This window comes from Kitasatospora sp. NPDC018058 (assembly GCF_044327205.1).
Taxonomy (GTDB): domain Bacteria; phylum Actinomycetota; class Actinomycetes; order Streptomycetales; family Streptomycetaceae; genus Kitasatospora.
The window spans coordinates 119,275-141,386 of the sequence record NZ_JBIRFA010000010.1 but is presented as its reverse complement, the minus strand read 5'-3'; the positions used below and the strand labels follow the sequence as shown (position 1 = coordinate 141,386).

The following is a 22,112-nucleotide window of genomic DNA, read 5'->3' as shown; positions in this document are numbered from 1 at the left end:
CTCTACCTATCAACCGCCATGATCATGCGCAGTGATCCAGACCTCACCTGCGCTGTTCGAGGTCGGCGGGCAGCCGCCACTCGAAGGGCCACAGGTCCGCCGCCCAGGCGGGCGAGGCGGCGGCGGTCGCGGGGGTGCGCAGGAAGGTGCGGTGGCGCAGGAGTTCGCGGCGCTCGGCGGGGGTGAGCAGGCGCTCGTCCGGTCCGAGGTTCCCGTAGTCGTCCGGGTCGAGGTCGGGGCGGCCGTCGATCGGGGCGTCCTCGGCGAGGTTGAGCAGGTCGCCGTCGGCGGTGCGGTAGTCGAGGCGGAAGTCGGTACGCCACTGGGAGTTGTTGCCCCAGCCCTGGGAGAGGTCACGGGTGGGGCGGTGGGCGCGACGGTGCGTCCAGTAGATCGGCCAGCGGTCGGCCACCCCGCGTTCCGCGTGCGCGAGGCCCGCCCGGACCCGCACGCCGGCGCGGCTGAACAGCAGCTCGCCGAGCATCAGGCCGGGCCAGCGGACGTCGAGGATCTCGATGGGGGAGTCCGGGTCTTCGGCCTGCTCGACCTCGGTGATCTCGTGCAGGAAGGGGTCGAAGGGGGTGGTGTCCTCGAACGGGGTCATGCCGAGGGCAGTGAACAGGTCCAGGTACGGCGGAAGTTGGGGGTCGAGGAGGAGGTAGTCGCTGACGCGGCTGAGGGCGTAGAGCTCGCAGAGGAGGTTCCAGCCGTCCTCCTTGTCGGTCCACCAGTGGTTGCGAGGGGTGGCGGCGGTGTGGAGGTGGGCGCGGTAGCCGTCGGCGGAGGCCTGGGTGAGCCAGGGGGCGATGACGTCCTCGTAGGGGCCGTTGGTGTCGAGGAGCGCCTCGTACAGCGCGCGAGCGTTCACCTGGGCGATCCTGGCAGGTTTTGCCGAACGGTCAACCAATTTGAGAGGTGACGCGGGTAGCGTCCCTGGTCATGAGCTTGGTGGACGTGAAGGAACGCGCTGCCCAACTGCCGGATGCCTGGCGGTCGGTGGTGCTGGCGCAGGTCGGCACGGCGGCGGTGAAGGTGCTGCGGATGGACGGCCGGGAGCTGGAGGCGGAGGTGCATGGGACGGCCGAGGTGCTGTTCGTCGCCGACGGCGTCCTGAAGTTGGAGATGGGCGGCGAGGAGTTGACGGTCGGCGCCGGCGAACTGTGCCGGGTACCGCCGGGCGCCCGGCATGCCGTGCGGGCGGGCAGCCGGGGGACGCTGCTCATCGTCGAGGTGCCCGAGGAGGGGTAGCGGTGCCTCGCCAGGAATGGGCGAGGCGCCGCAGAGTGACGATCAGAGGAGCCCGAAGTCGAACTCCCCGGCGGAGACGGCATTGATGAAGGCTTCGTGTGCCGCCCGATCGAAGCCCAGGGCAGGGCCGGATGGGTCCTTCGAGTCGCGGATCAACGAGGCCGATCCGTCCAGGCAGGCGACCTCGACGCAGTTGCCGGAATCGTTGCTGCGTGAGGACTTGCGCCAGGTGAGCTTCAGGGAAGCCGCGTTGGGGTGGGGCGTCATGTGAGTTTGTCTCTCTGGTCAGTGATGATGGCGAGCGAGTCGTCGAAACCGAGGGCGTCGGCCCTGATCGCGTCGAACTTCGCTCCGTAGATTTCTACGTCGGTGACCTCTTCGACCCAGAGGTTGCTCAAAGTGCCGTCCACCATGACGACGTCGAGGTCCTGGCGCTGCGGGAAGCCGAGAATGGTGAAGGCTCCACCCATTCCGTGGTGAGCCGGCGCGCCGATCGGCATGACCTGGATGTTGATGTTCGACTGGGCAGCGCGATCGATGAGACGGGACAGTTGTTCGGCCATGGCGGCGGGGCCGCCGACGCCGGACCGGATGGCTGCCTCGTGGATGACCGCCCAGAGTGTGAGCGGCTCGGACCGGGTGAGTGCACCTTGCCTGGCCATGCGCACGTCGACGAGAGCCTCGACGTTGACGTCGGGCCGCATGCTGAGCTTCTTGATGATTTCGCGTGCGTATGCGGGAGTTTGGAGAAGGCCTGGGATGAAGGAACCCTCGTAGGTGCGAACGGACGAGGCGCTGGCCTCAAGGGTGATCAGATCGCCGAGTTCGGGGCTGATGTGCGCGCCGTAACTCTGCCACCACATGCCGCGCTGCGAGCCGTTTTTGGCCATGTCGACCAGTGCTGAGATCAGTTCGGTGTCGTCGCAGCGGTACAGCGCGAGGAGCCGCTTGACGTCGTCCACCTTGGTGGCGCCACGGCCGTTCTCGATGCGGGACAGCTTCGGCTGGCTCATGCCGCTCAGAGCTTCGGCGACCTCCTCGTGCGAGAGGCCGGCTTCCTCTCTCCTGCGGCGTAGCTCGGCTCCGAGTTGCCTCCGTTGAACCGTCGGACCTGTTGTTCCGGCCATCCCCGCCCTCTCTGAGCCTCGCGGACCAGTCTGCCTTCCCGGCGGTCTCGTTCGCCATTGCCGTCGTCGCGCTCGGCGTGGTCGTCGTCCTGCGGATGCCCCACCGCCCGGACGACACCGTCTGATTCGCGCGATCGCTCAGGCCGTCCGGTCAGACCCGCCGGGCGGCCGGCGCCGCTGCCCGGCGCGATGTTCCTGGCCGCGGGGCTCGCGCAGCGCTGACCGAACAGTACGGGAGCCGGGTCCGTTCGCGCCCCAGTGACTCGGCTCGCATCGTTGACCAGGTAATCGACGGGCGGGACGCTTTGCTGTGAGTGGTTGGCCTGCCTGTGGGGCCCCGCTTAACATCACCTGCCATGACTGCTGAATTCCGTCCCCCGGCGGAGCCCGATGTGACGCTCACCAACCCGGCCGAGTTGTTGGCGGGCTATCTGGATTTCTACCGTGACGCCGTGCTGCGCAAGCTGGACGGCCTAACCAACGAGGAGTTGCGGGACAGCCGGCTGCCATCCGACTGGGCTCCGCTGGAGCTGTTGAAGCATCTGGCCTATGTGGAGCTGCGCTGGCTGGAGTGGGGCTTCGCCGGCCAGCAGGTCGAACAGCCGTGGGGCGATATGGAAGCCCGTGGCGGCACATGGCGTGTCGAGGCGGGTGAGACCGTCGAGGATGTCACGGCGTTCTTCCGCGCCCAGTGCGAGCGGTCCCGCGCGATTGTCGCCAGCGCGCGGCTGGAGGACCGGATGGCCACGCTCGGGGGCCGGGTCCCGCCCGAGGAGGAGCGGCCAACGCTGATCTGGGTGCTGTTCCATTTGCTCCAGGAGTACGCGCGGCATGTCGGGCAGCTCGACATCGTCCGGGAGCTTGCCGACGGCGTCACCGGCGAGTAGCCGGAGGCGGTGTCTCACCGGCTCTCGACAGGACAGGTCGTCCGTGACGACCTGTTGGTAACCGCCCGTCGATGACCCGGTCAACGATCTAGAAGGGCGGCCAGTCGGAACCGGGCGGGGGAGTGATCTGTGGCCGCTGGCGCCTCTCGCCCTGCGGGTCCGTCGGCCAGCGTCGGTCGATGACGACCGCGGCCTCCTTGCAGGCCGTGCAGGCGTTGTCCCGGCCCGGCAGCCAGTAGTACGGCGAGGCGTGCAGGCCGTCCTGCCGGATGCCGCACAGGGTCGTGGCGAAGTACCCGTAGGCGTGGGCGACATCGGGGGGCAGGTGCTCCGACTCGGCCCGCTCCCAGCGCCAATCGGGCGGCTCGTAGCGCGGACGGGAGACCTCCTGGGGGCCGTGGCCGAGTTCGGTCCACGCGTAGCACCAGGCGCAGAACCAGCTCTCCTTCACCGGGAGGGCCCAGTCCGGCCGAGGGTTGGAGACCGGCACCGGCCGCATCTCGTGGTCGCACACATCGCAGGTCACAATCGAACTCTCCCAGGCGCCGCTGACAGAGCTCTCAGGGCTTGGTCCAGGTCAGCGAGTAGCGCCGCAACAGGTGCCACCGGTAGCGCACCCCGGGCAGCACCCGCCGGGCGGTCTCCCGCACCTCCTGGTAGCTCATTCCCGGCGGGGCCATGGGCATGCCTTCCGGGGCGCCCGCCCGCCGCAGCGCCTTCACCGCTCGTACCAGCGGCGCGGCCGCGGCCCACCGGGCCCAGTCCGCCGCCGACTCCTCCTGCGCCAGACCGACCACCACCAACACCCCGCCGGGGCGCACCAGTTCCCGCATCCGGGTGAGGGCAGCCTCGAAGTCCATGTGGTGGACGGCCGTGACCGAGCAGACGAAGTCGAAGCCCTCGCCCGGCAGGTCCAGGGTGAGGAAGTTCCCCTCCAGAAAGGTGGGTTCGGAGTAGGTGGCCCGCGCCAGCGCGACCATCTCACCGGAGAGATCCACCCCGACCACCCGCCCGCACCGCCGCGCCAACCTTGCCGCCAACAGCCCGTCCCCGCACCCCACATCCAGCGCCGCCCGACACCCGGGCGGCACCGCCCGCAGAATGCCCGGGTGGCGGGCCACATTGGTGTTCCAGTACGGGACTTCGTCGTGCATGACCCCCACGGTAGAGGTTCTGTGCTCCCGGCGGCGCCCGGCGGAACCGGCCGGGCGCCGCAGCGGGGTGGGGTCAGGCCCGGGTCAGGTGGCGGGCGAAGAAGCGGGCGGCGCTGTCGGCCTCGAAGCGGGGCAGGTCCTTGTGCCTGCCCGAGTTCACGTGCAGCGACTTCTCCTTCGAGGCGAAGGCGTCGAACAGCGCGAGGCCGGCCTCACGGGAGATGTGCTCGTCGTCCCACTGCATGTCGTACTCGATCGGGATGGTGATCCGCTTCGCCTTCTCGGCCAGGGTGTCGGGCCAGTGCTGGCCGAAGACGGCGGCGGTGATCCGGGGTTCGGTGGCGACGAACGGCAGTCCGATCGCGGTGCCCATGTTGATGCCCCAGAAGCCGACCGGCCCGTCGGTGCTGATCTCCGGAAGTTCCTGAAGGGCGTCCAGGGTGGCCCGGTACTCGGGTACGGCGAGGTCTGCGAGGTGGTCGTTGTAGCGGACGACGATCGGGCCTTCCGGCTCGCCGGCCGCCCGTGCCCGGTACAGCTCGGCGATTTCCGCCTCGTCGTGTGCCGTGCGCGGCCGGTCGCCGTGGCCGGGGGCGTCGAGGACGGCGACGTGGAAGCCGGAGCCGGTCACGAGGAGACGGGCCCGGCCGGACATGGCCGGGTGCTTCTTGTGGTTGCCGCCGCCGTGGGCCATCAGCACCAGGGGTGCGCGGTCGGCGCCGGAGGCGGGGGACCAGAGGACGCCGGGGGCGTCGCCCAGGGTGAAGTCGCGCTCGCGGATGCCGTGCGAGGACGACTCAGAGGTGAACTGAAGAGCGTACATAGCGTGTTGCCTTTCGGGAGTGCCCAAGCGTGTTCGGGGGCTCCCGGCGGACAGCTACGTCTATCGCCTGACCGTGACGGCGAGGGGGAGCACCCACATCGATACAGCGTTCACGGGGTCTCACCTCCTCGTTCGGTGTCGCGGTCGAGGGAGATCTTGCAGCCCGAACGCCCTCCCGCGCAAGTCCGGTTTCTCCTCACCGGCCGTCAAGTGCCGCGGCCACGGCAGCCTCCGCATGCAGACGAGCGGTGGGGAACAGCGGGACCGGGCTGTCCTCCGGCTGGACCAGCAGTTCGATTTCGGTGCAGCCGAGAACGATCCCCTCCGCTCCCGCCGCCACCAGGTCCTCGATCACCCGTCGGTAGGCCGCCCGGGACTCCTCCCGGACCTCCCCGACGCACAGCTCCTGGTAGATCACCCGGTGGACCAGGGCGCGCGAATCCGCCTCCGGCACCAGGACGTCCAGTCCGCTGGACGCCAACCGCCCCCGGTAGAAGTCCTGTTCCATGGTGAACGCCGTTCCCAGCAGGCCCACCCGTCGAAGGCCCGCCGCCCGGACGGCCGCCGCGGTGGCGTCGGCGAGGTGCAGCAGCGGCACGGAGACCGCGGCCGCGACCTGGTCGGCGACCTTGTGCATGGTGTTGGTGCAGATCAGCAGCAGGTCCGCGCCGGCCGCCTCCAGCGAGCGTGCCGCGCCGGCCAGGATCGAGCCGGCCTCCTCCCACCGCCCCGCCGCCTGCAGCTGCTCGATCTCGGCGAAGTCGACGGAGTAGAGCACCAGTTGGGCGGAGTGCAGTCCGCCCAGCCGGTCCCGGGTGAGCTCGTTCAGCAGGCGGTAGTACTCGGCGGTGGATTCCCAGCTCATGCCGCCGATCAGTCCGAGCGTCTTCATGGGCCAGTTATAAGTCAGAGGAGAGTATCGAGGCAAGGATATAAGGATTACTTTGGGGCGTTCCCGGCCCTACCGCGGCACCCTGTGCTGCCACTCCCGGGTGAACACCACCGACCCCGCCTCCAGCGCCCGCAGCTGCACGATGCTGAGGAAGTGCCCGGCGTCGCACCGGAGTTGGGTGCGGGTCTGGACGGTGACGTCCCAGCCGATGTCCGGCCGCTCCAGCCGCACCGTGTGGTCCGTACGGGCCTGGGCGCTGAGCGGGGCGCCGGTGAGGATGCGGTACGCGGTGACGGTGTGCTCGTCGCGAACCAGCCCGTCCGGGTGGGTGCGGGTGCCGTCGGCGGCGGGGGAGAGTTCGGTGCGCCACTCGTGGCGGCCGATGTCGTGGACGATGACGTGCTCGGGCCGGGCGGTGAGCGGTTCGGTGAGGTGGATGTCCGGTGGGTCGGGCAGTGCGGGCGTCTCGAAGGTGACGGGCGCGGTGCCGATGTCGGCCGCGAGGTGGCGGACGGGCAGGCTGAGGGTGGAGCGGGACGGGTCGAGGGCGTAGCCGCGGTCGTCGGCGGGCGGCCACACCCAGGGCCAGTAGACGGAGGAGAGAGCGAGCCGCAGCCGGTGTCCGGCCGGCACGGTGGCCGCGCAGGCGGCGAGCTCGATCTCGGCGTCCGGGCCGGCGGCGGTCAGCACTCCTCGGGTGAGCAGTTCCGAGGTGCCGTCCGGGCCGACCGCGCAGAGCCGGGCCGCCAGCTGGACGGGACCGCCGTCCTCGCGGGAGCGCAGCCGCAGCCGTACGGTCGGGGCGCCGAGCAGCTCGACCGGTTCGGGCAGTGGCTGGGAGTCGAAGCAGACCGAGCGGCCGTCCTCCTCCCGCTGGTCCGGCGGCTGGTCGGCGGGGCGGCCTCGCGGGACGTAGGCGCCGGCGTTGAGGCCGGTGTGCTGCGGGGAGCGGACGTGGACGTAGCGGTCGTCGGAGGTGGTGCCGGCGGTGCGCAGCTGGCCGTCCAGGTCGTAGTGGATCTCCCGGACGTCGGGGGAGGGCCAGCTGTCCTCACCGGTCCAGCGGGTGCTGATCCAGCTGCGCAGGGCCGGTTCCTTGAGGGCGCCGGTGTCGACGCCGCGCAGCCAGTGGTTCCACCAACGCAGGGTCTCGGGCAGGGCGGCCTCGGGAAGGCCGTGCGGCCAGGGGCCGATCAGCGCGTGCGCGGTGGGGGATTCGGCCAGCAGGCGCAGGACGAAGGAGCAGGACGGGTCGCCCCAGCCGGCGACCGCGAACACCGGGACGGAGACCGGCACGGTGGTGTCCCCGGCAGCGAGCCAGGCGTCGACCGGGGGCTCCAGCGACTCCATCCGGGCCAGCCAGCCGGAGCGCCAGGCGTCGCCGGTGTGCCGCGGGTCCGGGGGGAGGGCGGCGTCGGCGACCAGGGCGGTGAGCCGGGCGTGCAGGTCGGCGGCGAGGACGGCGCCGCCGAGCCGGTGGCCGCCCTCGGGGCAGGCGACGACGACCGCGCCGACGGTGTTCGGGGTGCGGGCGGCGAGCCGCAGCGCGGTGGTGCCGGCGGCGCCGACGCCGAGCAGGCCGACCCGGCCGTTGCACCAGGGGCGGCGGGCGAGCCAGTCGATGACGGCGGTGCCGTCGGTGAGTTCCTGTTCGCCGCCGGGTTCGGCAGGCAGGCCGCCGGAGTTGCCGTGGCCGCGGGTGTCGACCCGGACGGTGGCGTAGCCGTGGCCGGCGTACCAGGGGTGGCGGCGGGCGTCCTCGGCGGCGGTGCGGTCGGACAGGCGGTCGGCCGAGTACTCCAGCAGGGCCGGGACGGGCTCGTCGCCGACCGGGCGCCACAGCCGGGCGGCCAGCTGGGTGTCGTCGGGCAGCGGGATGCGGACGTCCTCGCGGGTGGTGTGGAAGGGGTAGGACGGCATGGCCGCTCCCATCGGGTCCCGGGCCGGTGAGCGTCGAGCGGCCCGCAGCGCGTACGGGGATCGCGCTGCGGGCTGTCGGCATTCCGACCCTAGGGGAGGAAGCGGCGGATTTCCTGATGAGATGGGACGAAGCGGCTACACCCTGCTCGGCCGGACGGGGGGCGGACGTGAACCGGGCAGGTCCCGAAACCGACCTGTAATTGCGTATGACTTGCAACTACTTGCCCAAGGAGGCAAAGATGGCCCAGCTCTGACCGCCCTGCCGAAAGGACAAGACGATGACCGGCCCCCGCTGGCGCGACCGGCTCACCCGTGAGGAGTGGATGCGCCTGGCCGGGATGGGCGGCTTCATCCTCGTGCTGCACGTGGTCGGCTGGTTCACCCTGCTCGCGCTGGTCGCGCCCGAGCACTACGACGTCGGCGGCCAGGTCTTCGGCGCGGGCATGGGCCTGACCGCCTACACCCTCGGCATGCGGCACGCCTTCGACGCCGACCACATCGCGGCGATCGACAACACCACCCGCAAGCTGATGGGCCAGGGCAAGCGGCCGCTGTCGGTCGGCTTCTGGTTCTCGCTCGGGCACTCCTCGATCGTCTTCGGCCTCTGCGCGCTGCTGGCCTTCGGCATCCGCTCGCTCGCCGACCAGGTGGAGGCGGACGACTCCACCCTGCACAGGATGACCGGCCTGATCGGCACCGCCGTCTCCGGCACCTTCCTGCTGCTGCTCGGCCTGATCAACCTGGGCGCGTTCAACGGCATCCTCAAGGTGTTCCGCCGGATGCGCGAGGGCGAGTACGACGAGGCCGAGCTGGAGCGCCAGTTGGAGCGGCGCGGGCTGATGAACCGGATCCTCGGCAAGGTCACCCGGGCGGTCACCAAGTCCTGGCACATGTACCCGGTGGGCCTGCTGTTCGGCCTGGGCTTCGACACCGCCACCGAGGTGTCGCTGTTGGTGCTGGCAGGCGGCGCGGCGGCCTTCTCGCTGCCCTGGTACGCGCTGCTGACCCTGCCGATCCTGTTCGCGGCCGGGATGAGCCTGCTGGACACCATCGACGGCTCGTTCATGAACTTCGCCTACGAGTGGGCGTTCTCCAAGCCGGTCCGCAAGATCTACTACAACCTGACCGTCACCGGCCTGTCGGTGCTGGTCGCGCTGGTCATCGGCCTGATCGAGCTGATCGGCCTGCTCGGCGAGAAGTTGGACATCACCAGCGGCCCGATCGCCTGGATCGGCGCGCTGGACCTCAACTTCGTCGGCTACGCGATCGTCGTCCTGTTCGTGTTGACCTGGATCGGGGCGATCGCGTTCTGGAAGTTCGGCAAGGTCGAGGAGAAGTGGTCGGCCGGGCTGGCCTCGGCCGAGTCGGAGTAGCAGTGGGCCGAGGGGCCGGTGACCGGGGTCTGGTCACCGGCCCCTCGGGGCTTTCGGGCTTTCGGGGCTTTCCCGGAGCGGGTGTTACCGCAGCGCGGCCAGCACCGCGTCCGCCATCACCTTCTCGCCGGTCGCGTTCGGGTGGAACGGCACGGCGGGTGAGCCGGGCAGCGCGCCCTCGATCCAGCGGTCGTCCGAGCAGACGTCGTGCCCGACGGTCGGCGTCGCGGTGTCCACGTACGTCGCGCCGTTGGCCGCTGCCGTGGACTTGAGGGCGGCGTTCAGCTTGTTGAGCACGCCGTACATGTACTCGACGTCGCCCGGCGTCACCGGCTGGCGCAGGACGCACTTCGAGCCGTCGGCGGGCAGCACGGACGGGTAGCCGACCAGCAGCACCTTGGCCTTGGGCGCCTTGGCGTGGATCTGCTTCAGGGTGGTGGCGATCTGCGGGGTGATGGTGGTGGTGATCCGCTCGGCCAGGTCGTCGTTGCCGTACTGCCAGGACCAGGTGTTCCAGTCCCAGTAGCCGTGGTGGTAGACGTCCTTGCAGGGCGTGCCGAGCGGGTTGACCACCGCGCCGGCGATGCAGGTGGCGACCAGTTCGCCGAGGCCGAGGTCGCTGGACGCGAGGTCGTTGCCGCCGATCCCGAGGGTGACCAGGTCGGTGTCGCCGGTCACCGAGTCCAGCTGCGGGTCGTTGACCCGGATGAAGGCGTCGTACTGCGGTTGAGTCATGGCCTTGACCTTGGCGGCCGCGCAGGTGGCGTCGGTGTACGCGCCGGCCTTGAGCGCGGCGGCGACCAGGTGGCCGTAGTTGTGGTCGGAGCGCAGGCACAGCCCGGCCGACTGGCCGGGCACTCCGGCGCCGGCGGCGTAGGAGTCGCCGAGGGCCACGACGTGCTTCGGTGCGGCGGTCGCGGCCTGGGCGGTGGTGGAGGTGAGCGCGAGGGCGGCGCCGAGGGCGACGGCGGCGAGCGCGGTGGAATTACGGAGTCGCCGGGAATTCCGGGCAGGGCGGAGCACGGTTCCTCCTGGGGGAGAGAAACGACGGGTGGGGGTCGTGGTTCGACGGGTGGGGGTCGTGCCGAGCCGGGCCACAGCTACTCGCAGGTAAGTTACTGCCAGGTTTCGCGCACGTCCATCGTTTCGGCGGAAATTCCGGAAATCCCGTCAGATGGCACTGGGTGACATTTCGAATTCCGCTCCACCGTGTATCGGAGATATTTCCGAAACGGGGTGGAGCGGAATTCGTGTCGGCGCTTGTTACCGACCGGTTGACCGGGCGTCACCCCAGACCGCACTATCGGGCGCACACCGACAGCCGCGACGGAGGACTGCGCAATGGCCCTGGACGCCGACGTCATCGTCATCGGAGCGGGACTCGCCGGCCTCGCCGCCACCGCCGAACTCGCCGACGCCGGACGGAAGGTGATCCTGCTCGACCAGGAGCCGGCCGCCTCCCTCGGCGGCCAGGCGCACTGGTCCTTCGGCGGCCTCTTCCTGGTCGACTCGCCCGAGCAGCGCCGGATGCGCATCCGTGACTCGCACGCCCTCGCCCGGCAGGACTGGTTCGGCACGGCCGGCTTCGACCGGCCCGAGGACGCCTGGCCGCGCCGCTGGGCCGAGGCCTACGTCGACTTCGCGGCCGGCGAGAAGCGCGCCTGGCTGCACGGCATGGGCGTGCGGTTCTTCCCGGTGGTCGGCTGGGCCGAGCGCGGCGGCTTCCTCGCCGACGGGCCCGGCAACTCGGTGCCGCGCTTCCACATCACCTGGGGCACCGGGCCCGGACTGCTCGCCCCCTTCGTCCGGCGGGTCCGCTCCGCCGCCGCCCGCGGACTGGTCGACCTGCGTTTCCGGCACCGCGTCACCGGGCTGTCCGCGACCGCGGGCGTCACCGACACCGTCAGCGGCGAGGTGCTGGTGCCCAGCCCGGCCGGCCGCGGCGAGGCCAGCTCGCGCGAGGTCGCCGGGAGCTTCGAACTGCGCGCCCAGGCCGTGATCGTGACCTCCGGCGGCATCGGCGGCAACCACGACCTGGTCCGCAAGGCCTGGCCCGCCCGGCTCGGCACCCCGCCCGCCAAACTGCTCTCCGGGGTACCCGCGCACGTCGACGGCCTGATGCTGGAGATCGCCGGACGGGCCGGCGCCAACCTGATCAACGGCGACCGGATGTGGCACTACACCGAGGGCATCGAGAACTGGGACCCGATCTGGGCCCGGCACGGCATCCGCATCCTGCCCGGCCCCTCCTCGCTCTGGCTGGACGCGCGCGGCCGGCGGCTGCCGGTCCCGCTCTTCCCCGGCTTCGACACCCTCGGCACCCTCGAACACATCATGGCGAGCGGCCACGAGCACACCTGGTTCGTGCTCAACCAGCGCATCATCGCGAAGGAGTTCACCCTCTCCGGCTCCGAACAGAACCCCGACCTCACCGGCAAGTCCGTCCGCGGGGTGCTCGGACGGGCGCTGCCCGGCGCCCCCGGGCCGGTCCAGGGGCATCTGCGGCGCGGCCCGGACTTCGTGGTCGCGGGCAACCTCGCGGACCTCGCCCGGGGCATGAACGCCAAGACCCGCGAACCGCTGATCGACCCGGACGAGCTGCGCCGCACCGTCGAGGACCGCGACCGGCAGGTGGCCAACCCCTTCGCCAAGGACCTCCAGATCACCGCCATCCACGGCGCCCGCCGCCACCTCGGCGACAAGCTCGTCCGCACCGTCGCCCCGCACCGCATCCTCGACCCGGCCGCCGCTCCGCTGATCGCCGTCCGGCTCACCATCCTGACCCGCAAGTCGCTCGGGGGGCTGGAGACCGACCTGTCCTCGCGGGTGCTGCGCCCGGACGGCGAGGTGCTGCCCGGCGTCTACGCGGCGGGCGAGGCGGCCGGCTTCGGCGGCGGGGGCGTGCACGGCTACCGCTCGCTGGAGGGGACGTTCCTCGGCGGCTGCCTGTTCTCCGGGCGGACGGCGGGACGGGCGGCGGCGGAGGCCGTGGCGTAGCGGGGGCCGCGACGGTGCGGGCCTCGACGGTGCGGGCTTTGAGGTGCGGGCCGTCGGCTCCGGGGCCACGTCGTCGCCGTCGCCGTCGCGGTGCGCCCCCTCCCCCGTCGGGGGCGCACCGCCACCGCTCGCGTCCAGCCTCCCCGAACGGTGGCGCCGCGCCTATCCGCATTCGGCCCGCGCCGGTGCGCGTTTCCGGATAGCCGGACAGCCGGACAGCCGGACGGGCGGTCAGGCGCTGCGGCCGAGGGTCTCCGAGGGTGAGCGCCCGTAGGTGCGCCGGTAGGCCGCGCTGAACCGGCCGAGGTGGGTGAAGCCCCAGCGGCAGGCGACCTCGGTGATCGTGCCGGTCGCCCGGCCGTCGGCGATGGCGAGCAGTTCGTGGTGGACCCGGTCGAGCCGGACCTCCCGCAGGTACGCCAGCGGGGTGGTGTCCAGGTGGGTGCGGAAGCCCTCCCGCAGGGTGCGCAGGCCGACCCGGGCGGCCTCGGCGATGTCGCCGACCGAGACCGCCTCGTGGGCGTGCTCGGCGCAGTAGGCGGTGGCCCGGCGCAGTGCGCTCGGCAGCATCGCGCGGGCGCCGTCCGCCGTCGGCCCGCTGAAGGAGTGCGGCTGCGCGTCCAGCAGGCCGTCGACCAGCAGCCGCTCGAAGTGCTGGAGGCCCAGCGGGGAGCGGCGGCCGAGCGGTGAGACGGCGAACCGCATGAAGTGCCGGGCGAGTTCGACCCAGGCGCGGACGGCCGGGTCGGCGGGGTCGAGGTGGTGGCGGAACCGCGGCGGCTGCCGGGGGAGGTCGCCGAGCCGGACCGCGAGCGCCTGCTCGACCGTCTCGCGGGAGACCGCGAGCGCCCCGTTCCGGGCCCGGCTGTCCCATTCCATCGAAATCCGGTCGCCGGGCCCGGCGACGAACAGCGAGGAGGGCAGTTCGACGCCGTTGGCGTGGACCCGTACGCCGCCGGTGGCGGGGAGGATCACGCTGTAGAAGTCGGGCAGTTCCTCGGTGTTCAGCCGGACGTCCGCGCCGTAGCACAGGTCGTAGAGCCCGATCCCGCCCTCGTGGAACACCCGGAAGCAGCTGGCGAGTGGCTGTCTGCCCAGGAGCGTCAGACGGTGCGAGGAGAGCCGCTCGCTGACGATCTGCCGCAGTTCGTCGATGCTGCTGCCCCGGTACAGCGCGACCGGGCCGGACCCGTCCGCGCCGTCGCCCGGCTCGGTCGTGTCGCCGTCCGGTCCGGTCGTGTCTCCGTCCGGTTCCGCCGGGTGCGTCACGCCGCCGTCCGGCGCCGGGCGGCGGCGAAGGCGGCGATGACGACCGAGGCGACCAGCCCGGCCAGGGCGAGCAGGGCCCCGAGCACCAGCAGCACCGCCGCGCCGATCAGCTTGCCGGGCAGGGCGGGGGCGTCGGCGCCGGAGTGCCACACCACCCGGCCCGCGGTGAGCTTGGCGAGGTCGACGGTGCCCTGCTGTCCGTCGTCGACCCTCTGCCGGGAGTCGATCGCCTCGTCGCGCCGGTCGCCCATCAGGAAGGCCCGTCCGAGCGGGACGGTGACGTCGAAGTCGTGGGAGCAGGTGCCGGTCTGCCGGGTGAGCGGTTCGTCCAACGGCTTGCCGTTGAGGCTGAGCCGTCCGTCGGCGCAGGCGATCCGGTTGCCGCCGACGGCCATCACCCGGGAGACCGCGGGGTGCTGGAAGTCCCAGGGGGAGTCGACGACGTAGATCTCGCCGCGCCGGACGTCCGCGGCCGCGACCCGGTCGGTCAGCATCCGGTCGCCCTGCCGCAGTCCCGGCCCCATCGCCGTACCGTCCATCCGGTGGACCGAGTAGCCGCCGGTGAGGACCACCGAGAGCCCGAGCGCCCCGCACAGGATCCCGAGCACGCCCACGGCCACCGAGAACCACAGGCCGGCGCCCCTCCGCTTCGGCATCCGCCCGTCCTTCCCTGGGAACTGCCCCGTGTCGGCGCGGGGCCCTGGGCATCCTAGTGAGCGCCGCCCGGCCCGGCCGAGGGTCCCCGGGCGCCCGGTAAAGTTCCGGTGCAGAGCGTGCCGCCGACCAGGGCTCGCCGACCAGGAGGGGTAGCAGAGCCGATGAGCCGCCGAGAGCGCGACCGCGACCGTGACCGCCGGCCCGGGGCCGGTTCCCCGGTGACCGTGACCGTCTGCCGCGGCTGCTGCTGCGGCACCGAGGCGAAGCACCCCGGGGTGGACCACGCGGGGCAGTACGAGCGGCTGCGGACGGCGGTCGGCTCGGCGGGCCGGGTCCGTGCGGTGAAGTGCCTGGACGTCTGCACCCAGTCCAACGTCGTAGTGGTCGGCCCGTCCAGCGAGGGCCGGGCGGCGGGCGGCCGTCCGGTCTGGCTCGGCTTCGTGCTGATGGACGAGATGATCGACGACATAGCCGCCTGGGTGCACGCCGGCGGCCCCGGTCTCGCCGACCCGCCCGGTCTGCTCGACCTCCAGCTGATCTCGGTCTCCCGCCGGGTGCGCGAGGCCCTGCCGGACTGACCGCTATTACTGGCGGATCGTCAGATCGAAGTCCCGGGGCGGCCGCGAGACCGGACCACTACCATGACCGGTGCATCGAGCGGTTCCGCGCAAAGGGAGGAAGACGATGACGACGGTCTGCCGCATCTGCGCGGGCACCGGCCGGACCGCCGGCCTCAACTGCCGTACCTGCCAGGGCACCGGCACCACCGAGGTGGGCGGAGGGGGCGGCAACTGCTTCCTCTGCAACGGCACCGGGGTTTACGTCCGCTACCGGGTGGACGCGACCGGTGCCAGGCAGGCCTACCGGGACGAGATCTGCCGCACCTGCGACGGCACCGGCGACCGGGCCGCGCCCCACTGGGACGAGCCGTCCGCCTGAGGCGTACTCGCCGGTGTCGCGGCGGCCGGGTGCAGTCGCGACGCCGGGTCAGGCCGTCGCGCCAGTGCGGCCCATGATCCGACATCGATTCGGTATGGACATGCTCTTTACCTAGTCATGGTCGAACATTGGTGTTCGAGTGGGGGATGCGCTGACACTCGTTCACCGGAAGTCCGCGTGCGGTCAACGCGTCGCTGACAGAGTCCGGCGCATGGATATCCCCAACATGGGCGTGCCGGCCAAGCTTGCCGACCGCATGAGCATGGCCGAGCAGCACGAGTACCTGCGGGCCCGCTTCTCCCGCCGCCGGATGCTCCGCGCCGGCGCCGTGACCGTGGGCGCCATCGCCGTCGGCGGTGCGCTGGGCGGCGGCACCGCGGTCGCGGCCCCGGCCGGCCCGCAGCTGCTGACGGGCGGCACGACGGACGGCATCGACGGCTCGCTGGTCGCGCCGATCGGGCGCCACCTCCAGTTCGGCCCCGAGCCGGACACCCAGTTCCGTATCTCCTGGCAGGTCCCGGCCCCGGTGAAGAAGCCGTTCCTGCGCTTCGGCAAGCACCCGTGGGACCTCAGTCACAAGATCCAGGCCGAGGTCCGCGCCCTGCACACCCCGGCGCTGACCCCGAACAGCCAGCCGGTGGACCAGTACTACCTGCACGTGGCGCTGGAGGACCTGCACCCCGACACCACCTACTACTACGGTGTCGGCCACGAGGGCTTCGACCCGGCCTCGCAGCAGCAGATCTCCACCCTGCACACCTTCCGCACCGCGCCCTCCCGAGACCACCGCTGGGGCAAGGCGTACGAGCCGTTCACCTTCACCGCCTTCGGCGACCAGGGCGTCAGCTCGCACGCGGCCGGCAACGACCACGTGATCCTGGCCCAGAAGCCGGCCTTCCACCTGCACGCCGGCGACATCTGCTACGCCGACCCGGCCGGTTCCGGCACCGACCCGGACAAGTCCGTCTACAACGCCCGGACCTGGGACGACTTCCTGGTCCAGACCGAGACGGTCGCCGCCAGCGTGCCGTGGATGGTCGCGTACGGCAACCACGACATCGAGGCCTGGTACTCGCCCAACGGCTACGGCGGCGAGAACACCCGCTTCTACCTGCCGGAGAACGGCCCGGACCCGCGCAAGGTCCCCGGTGTCTACAGCTTCCGCTACAAGAACGTCGGCGTCATCTCCCTCGACGCCAACGACGTCTCCTACGAGATCCCGGCCAACCTGGGCCTCTCGGCGGGCAAGCAGACCGCGTGGCTGGAGCGCACCCTCAAGGACCTGCGCGGCGACGAGACCGTCGACTTCATCGTGGTCTTCTTCCACCACTGCGCCTTCTCCACCACGGTGGCGCACGCCTCCGAGGGCGGTGTCCGCGAGGCCTGGGTGCCGCTGTTCGAGAAGTACCGGGTGGACCTGGTCATCAACGGCCACAACCACATCTACGAGCGCACCGACGCCATCCTCGGCAACAAGGTCTCGAAGCAGGTGCCGAGCGGCGCCGTCATCGAGCCGGAGAAGGACGGCGTGGTCTACGTGACCGCGGGCGCGGCCGGCCGCAGCCTGTACAAGTTCGACGTGCCGGACACCTACGAGGGGCACGAGAACCACCAGGACGAGGTCAAGACCTACTACTGGAGCAAGGGCCGGGTGAAGACCCCCGAGACCATCCAGTGGTCGCGGGTGCGCTACACCGGCTACTCCTTCATCAAGGTCGACGTCACCCCGGCGCACCTGGGCCAGAAGTCGGTCATGAAGGTCACCGCGTTGACCGAGGACGGCAAGCAGATCGACGACTACAGCATCCTGCGCAAGGTCGGCGAGGGCTGGGAATCCGGCCGCGACGACGACGGCGAGGGCGGCGGCTGGGGCTGGTAGGCCCCGACCGGTGTGACGGGCCCCGCGCGGTGCGGCCCCGACGTCGAGGTCGGGCGGCCTCGACGTGCGGGGCCCGCTCGGTTCTCAGCGCCGGGGCCCGTACATGATCACGGCGACCCCGGCCAGGCAGATCAGCGCGCCCAGCACGTCGTAGCGGGTCGGCCGGAAGCCGTCCACGAACACGCCCCAGAGCAGCGAGCCGGCCACGAACACCCCGCCGTACGCCGCCAGCACCCGGCCGAAGTGGCTGTCCGGCTGCAGCGCCGCGACGAAGCCGTACGCGCCGAGCGCCACCACCCCCAACCCGGCCAGCCACCACGTCCGTTGCTCCTTCACGCTCTGCCAGACCAGCCAGCAGCCGCCGATCTCGGCGACTGCGGCGAGGGCGAACAGGGCGACGGAACGCAGGACGGTCATGGTGCCGAGCGTATGCGCTCAGCTCTGCCGGTACGTGGCCAGGAAGCGCCCGATCCGGTTGATCGCCGTCTCCAGGTCGTCGGCACGCGGCAGGGTGACGAAGCGGAAGTGGTCCGGGCGGGGCCAGTTGAAGCCGGTGCCCTGGACGACGTGGATCTTCTCGCGCAGCAGCAGGTCCAGCACGAAGCGCTCGTCGTCGACGATCCGGTGCACCGCCGGGTCGAGCCTGGCGAAGGCGTACAGGGCGCCCTTGGGCTTGACGCAGCTGACGCCGGGGATCTCGTTGAGCGCCTTGACCGCGATGTCGCGCTGCGCGGTGAGCCGGCCGCCGGGCAGCACCAGGTCGTTGATGGACTGGTGGCCGCCGAGCGCCGCCTGGACGGCGTACTGGGCGGGCACGTTGGGGCACAGCCGCATGCCGGAGAGCATGGTCAGGCCCTCCAGGTAGTCGGTGGCGTGCTGCTTGGGGCCGGAGACGACCAGCCAGCCACTGCGGAAGCCGGCCACCCGGTAGGCCTTGGAGAGGCCGTTGAAGGTGAGGGTGAGCACGTCGTCGGCGAGGGCCGCCAGGCAGTGGTGCTCGGTGCCGTCGTAGAGGATCTTGTCGTAGATCTCGTCGGCCAGCACCATCAGCTGGTGGCGGCGGGCCAGGTCGAGGATGCCCTCCAGCAGTTCCTTGGGGTAGACCGCGCCGGTGGGGTTGTTGGGGTTGATGACGACGATCGCCTTGGTGCGGGCGGTGACCTTGGCGGCGATGTCGTCCAGGTCCGGGTACCACTCGGCCTCTTCGTCGCACAGGTAGTGCACGGCCTTGCCGCCCGCCAGCCGGACCACGGCCGTCCAGAGCGGGTAGTCGGGCATCGGCACGAGGACCTCGTCGCCGTCGTCCACCAGCGCGGTGACGGCCATCTGGATCAGCTCGGAGACGCCGTTGCCGAGGTAGACGTCGTTGACGTCGACGCCCTGGACCCCGCGCTGCTGGTAGTACTGCACCACCGCGCGACGGGCCGGCAGGATGCCGCGCGAGTCGCTGTAGCCGTGCGCCTGGGGCAGGTTGCGGATGATGTCCTGGATGATCTCCTCGGGCGCCTCGAAGCCGAACGGGGCCGGGTTGCCGGTGTTCAGGCGCAGCACGCTGTGCCCCGCCTCCTCCAGGGCGTTGGCCTGGTCGACCACCGGCCCCCGGATCTCGTAGCACACGTCATTCAGCTTGCTGGACTGCCGAAACTCCACCTGCGGCCTCCCGACCGTCACCACCGCTCCGTTGCTTCTGCTTTGTTCTACCAAGCTGGCGCTTGGAAAGTCCAACCTCTTAGCTATGCTGATCCACATGTCACGCCGAAGCTACGACCAGTACTGCGCCGTCGCCCGCGCCCTGGACGCGGTGGGGGAGCGCTGGAGCCTCCTGATCGTCCGTGAACTCCTCCGCGGCCCGCGCCGCTACACCGACCTGCACGCCGACCTGCCCGGTGTCTCCACCGACATCCTCGCCGCCCGGCTCAAGCAGCTGGAGGGCGAGGGGCTCGCCGTCCGGCGCAAGCTGGAACGGCCAGCCAGCGCGACGGTCTACGAGCTGACCGAACGCGGACGCGAACTGCGGCCGGTGATCGAGGCCTTGGGGGCGTGGGGGCTGGGCGCCCTGGGCGCACAGCGGCCCACCGACGCGGTGCGCGAGCACTGGTTCACGGCTCGAAGCGCGGTGGAGGAGGCGGCCGTCGTCGCGGAGTGACCGCCGCGTGAAGGGGCGGCGGCAAGGCCCCCGTTGCCGGCCGCCGCCCCGTGTCCCCAGGATGGCGCGGACCGATAAACGGGCACTGGACGCGGAATGAGCGCCGGGGCCCCGACGTTGAGGCCCGCGGGCGCGCACGTACGATCGTCGGACCGCGAAGCCGTCTCAGGAGAGCGGAGGCAGTCCGTGCCCACCATCTACCGCAGCTACGTCGCCGTCGGGGACTCCTTCACCGAAGGCATGTGCGACGACCTGCTGTCCGACGGCCACCACCGCGGCTGGGCCGACCGGCTCGCCTCGGCACTCGCGGCCGAGCGCACGGACCGGGTGGGGCCGGCGGACGGGGGTTTCCGGTACGCCAACCTCGCCGTCCGCGGCAAGCTCATCGGCCAGATCCACGACGAGCAGCTCCCCACCGCCGCCGCCATGGGTGCCGAACTCGTCACCCTGGCCGGCGGCCTCAACGACGTGCTGCGCCCCGGCTGCGACATCGACCGGGTCGAGCGGCTGCTCGGCCGCTGCGCCGCCGACCTGCGCGCCACCGGCGCCACCGTCGTCCTGTTCACCAGCACCGACCCCACCCGTCGCCTGGCCGGCAGCGCCCGGCTGCTGCCCGCCATCCTGCGGATGAAGGCCTTCGTGCAGGAACTCGGGCAGCAGGACGGCTTCGCGGTGGTCGACCTGTTCTCCGCGCCCTGCTTCGACGACCGCCGGCTCTGGGCGGAGGACCGCCTGCACCTGTCGCCCGAGGGTCACCGCCGGGTCGCCGAGGGCGTGCTGGAGGCACTCGGCCGCCCCGCCGCCTTCGACTGGCGAGCCCCGCTGCCGCCCGCCGCCCCGACCGGCCGGGCCGAGAGGCTGCGCTCCGACGCCCGCTGGCTGGGCACCCACCTCGGCCCGTGGATCGGCCGTCGCCTCACCGGCCGCTCCTCCGGCGACGGCCGCCCGCCGAAGCGGCCCGAGCTGCTGCCGTACCGCTAGTCCGACGGTTTCAGTCCTCGTGCTTCAGTCCTCCTGCTTCTCCAGGACCAGGCTCGCCATCGGGGCGTGGGTGGTCCAGCCCAGCGAGGTGTAGAGCGCCTGCCCGGCTGCCGTGCCGACCAGCACGCCGGTGCGGGCACCGGTCTCGTACGCGGCGGACTGCAGGGTCCGCATCACCACCGAGCCCAGGCCCCGGCGGCGCTGCTCGGGGGCGGTCACGATCTGGTCCGGAACGGCCACCGGGCCGGCCAGGCCCGCCTGGCCCCGGGCGGCGAGGTGTCCGTCCTCGGTGCGCACCAGGGCGCGTAGGATCCCGCCCCTGGTCCAGGTGGTCACGGTGTAGCCGGTCGGGAGCTCGGGCCGCTCGGCGGAGAGCGGGACGGTCATCAGGAAGCCCGGCTGGTTCAGCCGCCACTGCGGGCCGAGCCAGGGGCGCACCGTGTCGTCCTCGGCGAACAGCTTCAGCCAGGTGGTCGGCGCGGTGATGGTCTCGGCGAGCTTGCGGACCTCGGCCTCGGTCGGCTCGGGCAGCACGTGCCGGCCCACCTCCCCGGCCGGCGCGCCGACGTCGATGCTCCAGCCCCAGGGCCGCTCCACCGGATCGGCGGAGCCCCGGGAGACGGTCCAACCGCTGATCCACATCCGGACCAGCTCGGTGACGCTCGGCTGCGGCATGCCGCCTCTCCCCCATTTGTAACAGTCTATCTGCAGTAGCACACCTTACTGGCATGGGGGTGGTTCTGCCCAGTAGGATTTCTGCTCCATGGTGCCGGACCGGCGCCCAGCTGCTGGAAGGACCCCGGAACGTGCGCGAGACCGAGCCGCCGCAGGACCGGACGGCGGCCGCGCCGACCCCGCTCCTATCCGACTGCCGCAGCTGCTTCGGGCTCTGCTGCGTCGCCCTGCCGTTCGCGGCCACCGCCGACTTCGCCGTCGACAAGGCCGCCGGCACCCCCTGCCGCAACCTGCGGACCGACTTCAGCTGCGGCATCCACGCCCGGCTGCGGGACAGCGGCTTCCAGGGCTGCACCGTCTACGACTGCTTCGGCGCCGGACAGCGGGTCTCCCAGGTCACCTTCGGCGGGGTCGGCTGGCGCGAGGAACCCGCGAGCGCCCAGCCGATGTTCGACGTGTTCCCGATCGTGCGGCAGCTCCACGAACTCCTCTGGTACCTCACCGAGGCACTCGCCTTCGAGCCCGCCCGCCCGGTCCACGCCGACCTGCGCCGGGCCCTGGAGGAGACCGACCGCCTGGCCGGCGGCACCCCCGAGGAGATCCTCGCCGTCGACGTCCCCGCCCACCGCCGGCAGGTCAGCGACCTGCTGCTGCGCGCCAGCGAACTCGTCCGCGCCGCCGTCCCCCGTCGCCGCGAGCACCGCGGCGCCGACCTCTTCGGTGCCCGCCTGCGCGCCGCCGACCTGCGCGGCGCCAACCTCCGCGGCGCCCTCCTCGTCGCCGCCGACCTCTCCGGCGCCGACCTGCGCCTCGCCGACCTGATCGGCGCCGACCTGCGCGATGCCGACCTCTCCGGCGCCGACCTCACCTCGGCCCTCTTCCTCACCCAGGCCCAACTCAACGCCGCCCGCGGTGACGCCGCCACCCGCCTCCCCGCCACCCTCACCCGCCCCACCCACTGGCCGGAGACGGTCAGTGCCGCCGTGCCTGCCGCCGCCCCGCGCAAGTCCCGTGGCGGGGCCGGGCCGCAGGGCGGCGGCCGCTCGGGCAGGCCGCGTCGGCGGTAGGCCCGCCTCGCCGCTGTTCACGACTCGGGGTGGAGCGGGTCCTCGCAGCGCCGGCCGCCCCGCGCGGGTCCGTCGGCC

General features: G+C 71.8%; 24 protein-coding genes and 1 pseudogene. 11 read left to right on the top strand and 14 right to left on the bottom strand.

The features are described from left to right. Positions 1-43 precede the first annotated feature (43 nt). Complete coding sequence (locus ACH4E7_RS16590) at positions 44-868, bottom strand: hypothetical protein (RefSeq protein WP_396249762.1); 825 nt, start codon at positions 866-868, stop codon at positions 44-46. Between the two features lie 71 nt (positions 869-939). On the opposite strand from ACH4E7_RS16590, the gene ACH4E7_RS16585 reads away from it, so the two are divergent. Continuing rightward, positions 940-1,248 (top strand): cupin domain-containing protein, encoded by a 309-nt coding sequence (locus ACH4E7_RS16585; protein WP_396249761.1) that lies wholly within the window; start codon positions 940-942, stop codon positions 1,246-1,248. Between the two features lie 42 nt (positions 1,249-1,290). Here the strand turns inward: ACH4E7_RS16585 and ACH4E7_RS16580 are convergent, their stop codons facing one another. After that, positions 1,291-1,515, bottom strand: a complete 225-nt coding sequence (locus ACH4E7_RS16580; RefSeq protein ID WP_396249760.1) for a DUF397 domain-containing protein — start codon at positions 1,513-1,515, stop codon at positions 1,291-1,293. Further along, complete coding sequence (locus ACH4E7_RS16575) at positions 1,512-2,375, bottom strand: helix-turn-helix domain-containing protein (protein WP_396249759.1); 864 nt, start codon at positions 2,373-2,375, stop codon at positions 1,512-1,514. Before ACH4E7_RS16575 ends, ACH4E7_RS16580 begins: the two co-directional genes overlap by 4 nt. On the opposite strand from ACH4E7_RS16575, the gene ACH4E7_RS16570 reads away from it, so the two are divergent. Together ACH4E7_RS16570 and ACH4E7_RS16565 are read left to right on the top strand one after the other, a co-directional pair. After that, complete coding sequence (locus ACH4E7_RS16570; protein ID WP_396249758.1) at positions 2,363-2,500, top strand: hypothetical protein; 138 nt, start codon at positions 2,363-2,365, stop codon at positions 2,498-2,500. The genes ACH4E7_RS16575 and ACH4E7_RS16570 overlap by 13 nt on opposite strands. Before the next feature lie 231 nt (positions 2,501-2,731). Then, positions 2,732-3,262 carry a DinB family protein gene (locus ACH4E7_RS16565; RefSeq protein ID WP_396249757.1) on the top strand — a complete coding sequence of 177 codons (531 nt, stop codon included), beginning with the start codon at positions 2,732-2,734 and terminating at the stop codon, positions 3,260-3,262. Between the two features lie 88 nt (positions 3,263-3,350). On the opposite strand, the gene ACH4E7_RS16560 is transcribed toward ACH4E7_RS16565, so the two are convergent. The 5 genes from ACH4E7_RS16560 to ACH4E7_RS16540 form a co-directional block, all read right to left on the bottom strand. Further along, on the bottom strand, positions 3,351-3,788 hold the full coding sequence (locus ACH4E7_RS16560) for a hypothetical protein (RefSeq protein ID WP_396249756.1): 438 nt from the start codon (positions 3,786-3,788) through the stop codon (positions 3,351-3,353). A 34-nt stretch (positions 3,789-3,822) separates the two neighbouring features. After that, positions 3,823-4,416: a class I SAM-dependent methyltransferase gene (locus ACH4E7_RS16555; RefSeq protein ID WP_396249755.1), complete on the bottom strand. Its 594-nt coding sequence runs from the start codon at positions 4,414-4,416 to the stop codon at positions 3,823-3,825. Between the two features lie 73 nt (positions 4,417-4,489). Beyond that, positions 4,490-5,239 carry an alpha/beta hydrolase gene (locus ACH4E7_RS16550; protein WP_396249754.1) on the bottom strand — a complete coding sequence of 250 codons (750 nt, stop codon included), beginning with the start codon at positions 5,237-5,239 and terminating at the stop codon, positions 4,490-4,492. Positions 5,240-5,435: 196 nt separating this feature from the next. After that, complete coding sequence (locus tag ACH4E7_RS16545) at positions 5,436-6,131, bottom strand: aspartate/glutamate racemase family protein (protein WP_396249753.1); 696 nt, start codon at positions 6,129-6,131, stop codon at positions 5,436-5,438. 69 nt (positions 6,132-6,200) lie between these two features. Next, positions 6,201-8,051: a CocE/NonD family hydrolase gene (locus ACH4E7_RS16540; protein WP_396249752.1), complete on the bottom strand. Its 1,851-nt coding sequence runs from the start codon at positions 8,049-8,051 to the stop codon at positions 6,201-6,203. A gap of 278 nt (positions 8,052-8,329) precedes the next feature. On the opposite strand from ACH4E7_RS16540, the gene ACH4E7_RS16535 reads away from it, so the two are divergent. Beyond that, positions 8,330-9,424 carry a HoxN/HupN/NixA family nickel/cobalt transporter gene (locus ACH4E7_RS16535; RefSeq protein WP_396249751.1) on the top strand — a complete coding sequence of 365 codons (1,095 nt, stop codon included), beginning with the start codon at positions 8,330-8,332 and terminating at the stop codon, positions 9,422-9,424. Between the two features lie 84 nt (positions 9,425-9,508). Here the strand turns inward: ACH4E7_RS16535 and ACH4E7_RS16530 are convergent, their stop codons facing one another. Then, positions 9,509-10,447: an SGNH/GDSL hydrolase family protein gene (locus ACH4E7_RS16530; RefSeq protein WP_396249750.1), complete on the bottom strand. Its 939-nt coding sequence runs from the start codon at positions 10,445-10,447 to the stop codon at positions 9,509-9,511. Positions 10,448-10,765: 318 nt separating this feature from the next. Here ACH4E7_RS16530 and ACH4E7_RS16525 point away from each other — a divergent pair, with 318 nt between their 5' ends. Beyond that, complete coding sequence (locus ACH4E7_RS16525; RefSeq protein WP_396249749.1) at positions 10,766-12,421, top strand: FAD-binding dehydrogenase; 1,656 nt, start codon at positions 10,766-10,768, stop codon at positions 12,419-12,421. A gap of 231 nt (positions 12,422-12,652) precedes the next feature. Here the strand turns inward: ACH4E7_RS16525 and ACH4E7_RS16520 are convergent, their stop codons facing one another. Beyond that, positions 12,653-13,690, bottom strand: coding sequence for an AraC family transcriptional regulator (locus ACH4E7_RS16520; protein WP_396249748.1), 1,038 nt, complete (start codon positions 13,688-13,690; stop codon positions 12,653-12,655). After that, positions 13,687-14,346 (bottom strand): signal peptidase I, encoded by a 660-nt coding sequence (gene lepB / locus ACH4E7_RS16515; RefSeq protein ID WP_396249747.1) that lies wholly within the window; start codon positions 14,344-14,346, stop codon positions 13,687-13,689. Before lepB ends, ACH4E7_RS16520 begins: the two co-directional genes overlap by 4 nt. A 162-nt stretch (positions 14,347-14,508) precedes the next feature. Between lepB and ACH4E7_RS16510 the strand changes: the two genes are divergently transcribed. The 3 genes from ACH4E7_RS16510 to ACH4E7_RS16500 all read left to right on the top strand — a co-directional run bounded on the left by ACH4E7_RS16510 (position 14,509) and on the right by ACH4E7_RS16500 (position 17,165). Beyond that, positions 14,509-14,925, top strand: coding sequence for a (2Fe-2S) ferredoxin domain-containing protein (locus ACH4E7_RS16510; RefSeq protein WP_396249746.1), 417 nt, complete (start codon positions 14,509-14,511; stop codon positions 14,923-14,925). Between the two features lie 106 nt (positions 14,926-15,031). Continuing rightward, positions 15,032-15,286 (top strand): hypothetical protein, encoded by a 255-nt coding sequence (locus ACH4E7_RS16505; RefSeq protein ID WP_396249745.1) that lies wholly within the window; start codon positions 15,032-15,034, stop codon positions 15,284-15,286. Positions 15,287-15,497: 211 nt separating this feature from the next. Further along, positions 15,498-17,165 (top strand): fibronectin type III domain-containing protein, encoded by a 1,668-nt coding sequence (locus tag ACH4E7_RS16500; RefSeq protein WP_396249744.1) that lies wholly within the window; start codon positions 15,498-15,500, stop codon positions 17,163-17,165. An 84-nt stretch (positions 17,166-17,249) separates the two neighbouring features. Here ACH4E7_RS16500 and ACH4E7_RS16495 read toward each other — a convergent pair whose 3' ends face one another. After that, positions 17,250-17,582: a YnfA family protein gene (locus tag ACH4E7_RS16495; RefSeq protein WP_396249743.1), complete on the bottom strand. Its 333-nt coding sequence runs from the start codon at positions 17,580-17,582 to the stop codon at positions 17,250-17,252. Between the two features lie 18 nt (positions 17,583-17,600). Beyond that, positions 17,601-18,815, bottom strand: coding sequence for a pyridoxal phosphate-dependent aminotransferase (locus ACH4E7_RS16490; protein ID WP_396249742.1), 1,215 nt, complete (start codon positions 18,813-18,815; stop codon positions 17,601-17,603). A 97-nt stretch (positions 18,816-18,912) separates the two neighbouring features. Between ACH4E7_RS16490 and ACH4E7_RS16485 the strand changes: the two are divergent. Then, positions 18,913-19,266: pseudogene (locus tag ACH4E7_RS16485) on the top strand (winged helix-turn-helix transcriptional regulator); the annotation flags it as partial. A 231-nt stretch (positions 19,267-19,497) separates the two neighbouring features. After that, entirely contained in the window at positions 19,498-20,292 is a 795-nt protein-coding gene (locus ACH4E7_RS16480; protein WP_396249741.1) for an SGNH/GDSL hydrolase family protein, read from the top strand. 24 nt (positions 20,293-20,316) lie between these two features. Here the strand turns inward: ACH4E7_RS16480 and ACH4E7_RS16475 are convergent, their stop codons facing one another. Then, a complete protein-coding gene (locus tag ACH4E7_RS16475) occupies positions 20,317-20,967 on the bottom strand; it encodes a GNAT family N-acetyltransferase (RefSeq protein ID WP_396249740.1) in 651 nt (216 codons plus the stop codon). Between the two features lie 131 nt (positions 20,968-21,098). On the opposite strand from ACH4E7_RS16475, the gene ACH4E7_RS16470 reads away from it, so the two are divergent. After that, positions 21,099-22,034, top strand: coding sequence for a pentapeptide repeat-containing protein (locus tag ACH4E7_RS16470; protein WP_396249739.1), 936 nt, complete (start codon positions 21,099-21,101; stop codon positions 22,032-22,034). The last annotated feature ends 78 nt before the right edge of the window (positions 22,035-22,112 follow it).

Bases quoted from the DNA above. Each gene is read 5' to 3' on its own strand.
- ACH4E7_RS16585 (WP_396249761.1), top strand. From the start codon at position 940: ATGAGCTTGGTGGACGTGAAGGAACGCGCTGCCCAACTGCCGGATGCC.
- ACH4E7_RS16580 (WP_396249760.1), bottom strand. From the start codon at position 1,515: ATGACGCCCCACCCCAACGCGGCTTCCCTGAAGCTCACCTGGCGCAAG.
- ACH4E7_RS16575 (WP_396249759.1), bottom strand. From the start codon at position 2,375: ATGGCCGGAACAACAGGTCCGACGGTTCAACGGAGGCAACTCGGAGCC.
- ACH4E7_RS16565 (WP_396249757.1), top strand. From the start codon at position 2,732: ATGACTGCTGAATTCCGTCCCCCGGCGGAGCCCGATGTGACGCTCACC.
- ACH4E7_RS16555 (WP_396249755.1), bottom strand. From the start codon at position 4,416: ATGCACGACGAAGTCCCGTACTGGAACACCAATGTGGCCCGCCACCCG.
- ACH4E7_RS16550 (WP_396249754.1), bottom strand. From the start codon at position 5,239: ATGTACGCTCTTCAGTTCACCTCTGAGTCGTCCTCGCACGGCATCCGC.
- ACH4E7_RS16545 (WP_396249753.1), bottom strand. From the start codon at position 6,131: ATGAAGACGCTCGGACTGATCGGCGGCATGAGCTGGGAATCCACCGCC.
- ACH4E7_RS16540 (WP_396249752.1), bottom strand. From the start codon at position 8,051: ATGCCGTCCTACCCCTTCCACACCACCCGCGAGGACGTCCGCATCCCG.
- ACH4E7_RS16535 (WP_396249751.1), top strand. From the start codon at position 8,330: ATGACCGGCCCCCGCTGGCGCGACCGGCTCACCCGTGAGGAGTGGATG.
- ACH4E7_RS16525 (WP_396249749.1), top strand. From the start codon at position 10,766: ATGGCCCTGGACGCCGACGTCATCGTCATCGGAGCGGGACTCGCCGGC.
- lepB (WP_396249747.1), bottom strand. From the start codon at position 14,346: ATGCCGAAGCGGAGGGGCGCCGGCCTGTGGTTCTCGGTGGCCGTGGGC.
- ACH4E7_RS16510 (WP_396249746.1), top strand. From the start codon at position 14,509: ATGAGCCGCCGAGAGCGCGACCGCGACCGTGACCGCCGGCCCGGGGCC.
- ACH4E7_RS16505 (WP_396249745.1), top strand. From the start codon at position 15,032: ATGACGACGGTCTGCCGCATCTGCGCGGGCACCGGCCGGACCGCCGGC.
- ACH4E7_RS16500 (WP_396249744.1), top strand. From the start codon at position 15,498: ATGGATATCCCCAACATGGGCGTGCCGGCCAAGCTTGCCGACCGCATG.
- ACH4E7_RS16495 (WP_396249743.1), bottom strand. From the start codon at position 17,582: ATGACCGTCCTGCGTTCCGTCGCCCTGTTCGCCCTCGCCGCAGTCGCC.
- ACH4E7_RS16475 (WP_396249740.1), bottom strand. From the start codon at position 20,967: ATGCCGCAGCCGAGCGTCACCGAGCTGGTCCGGATGTGGATCAGCGGT.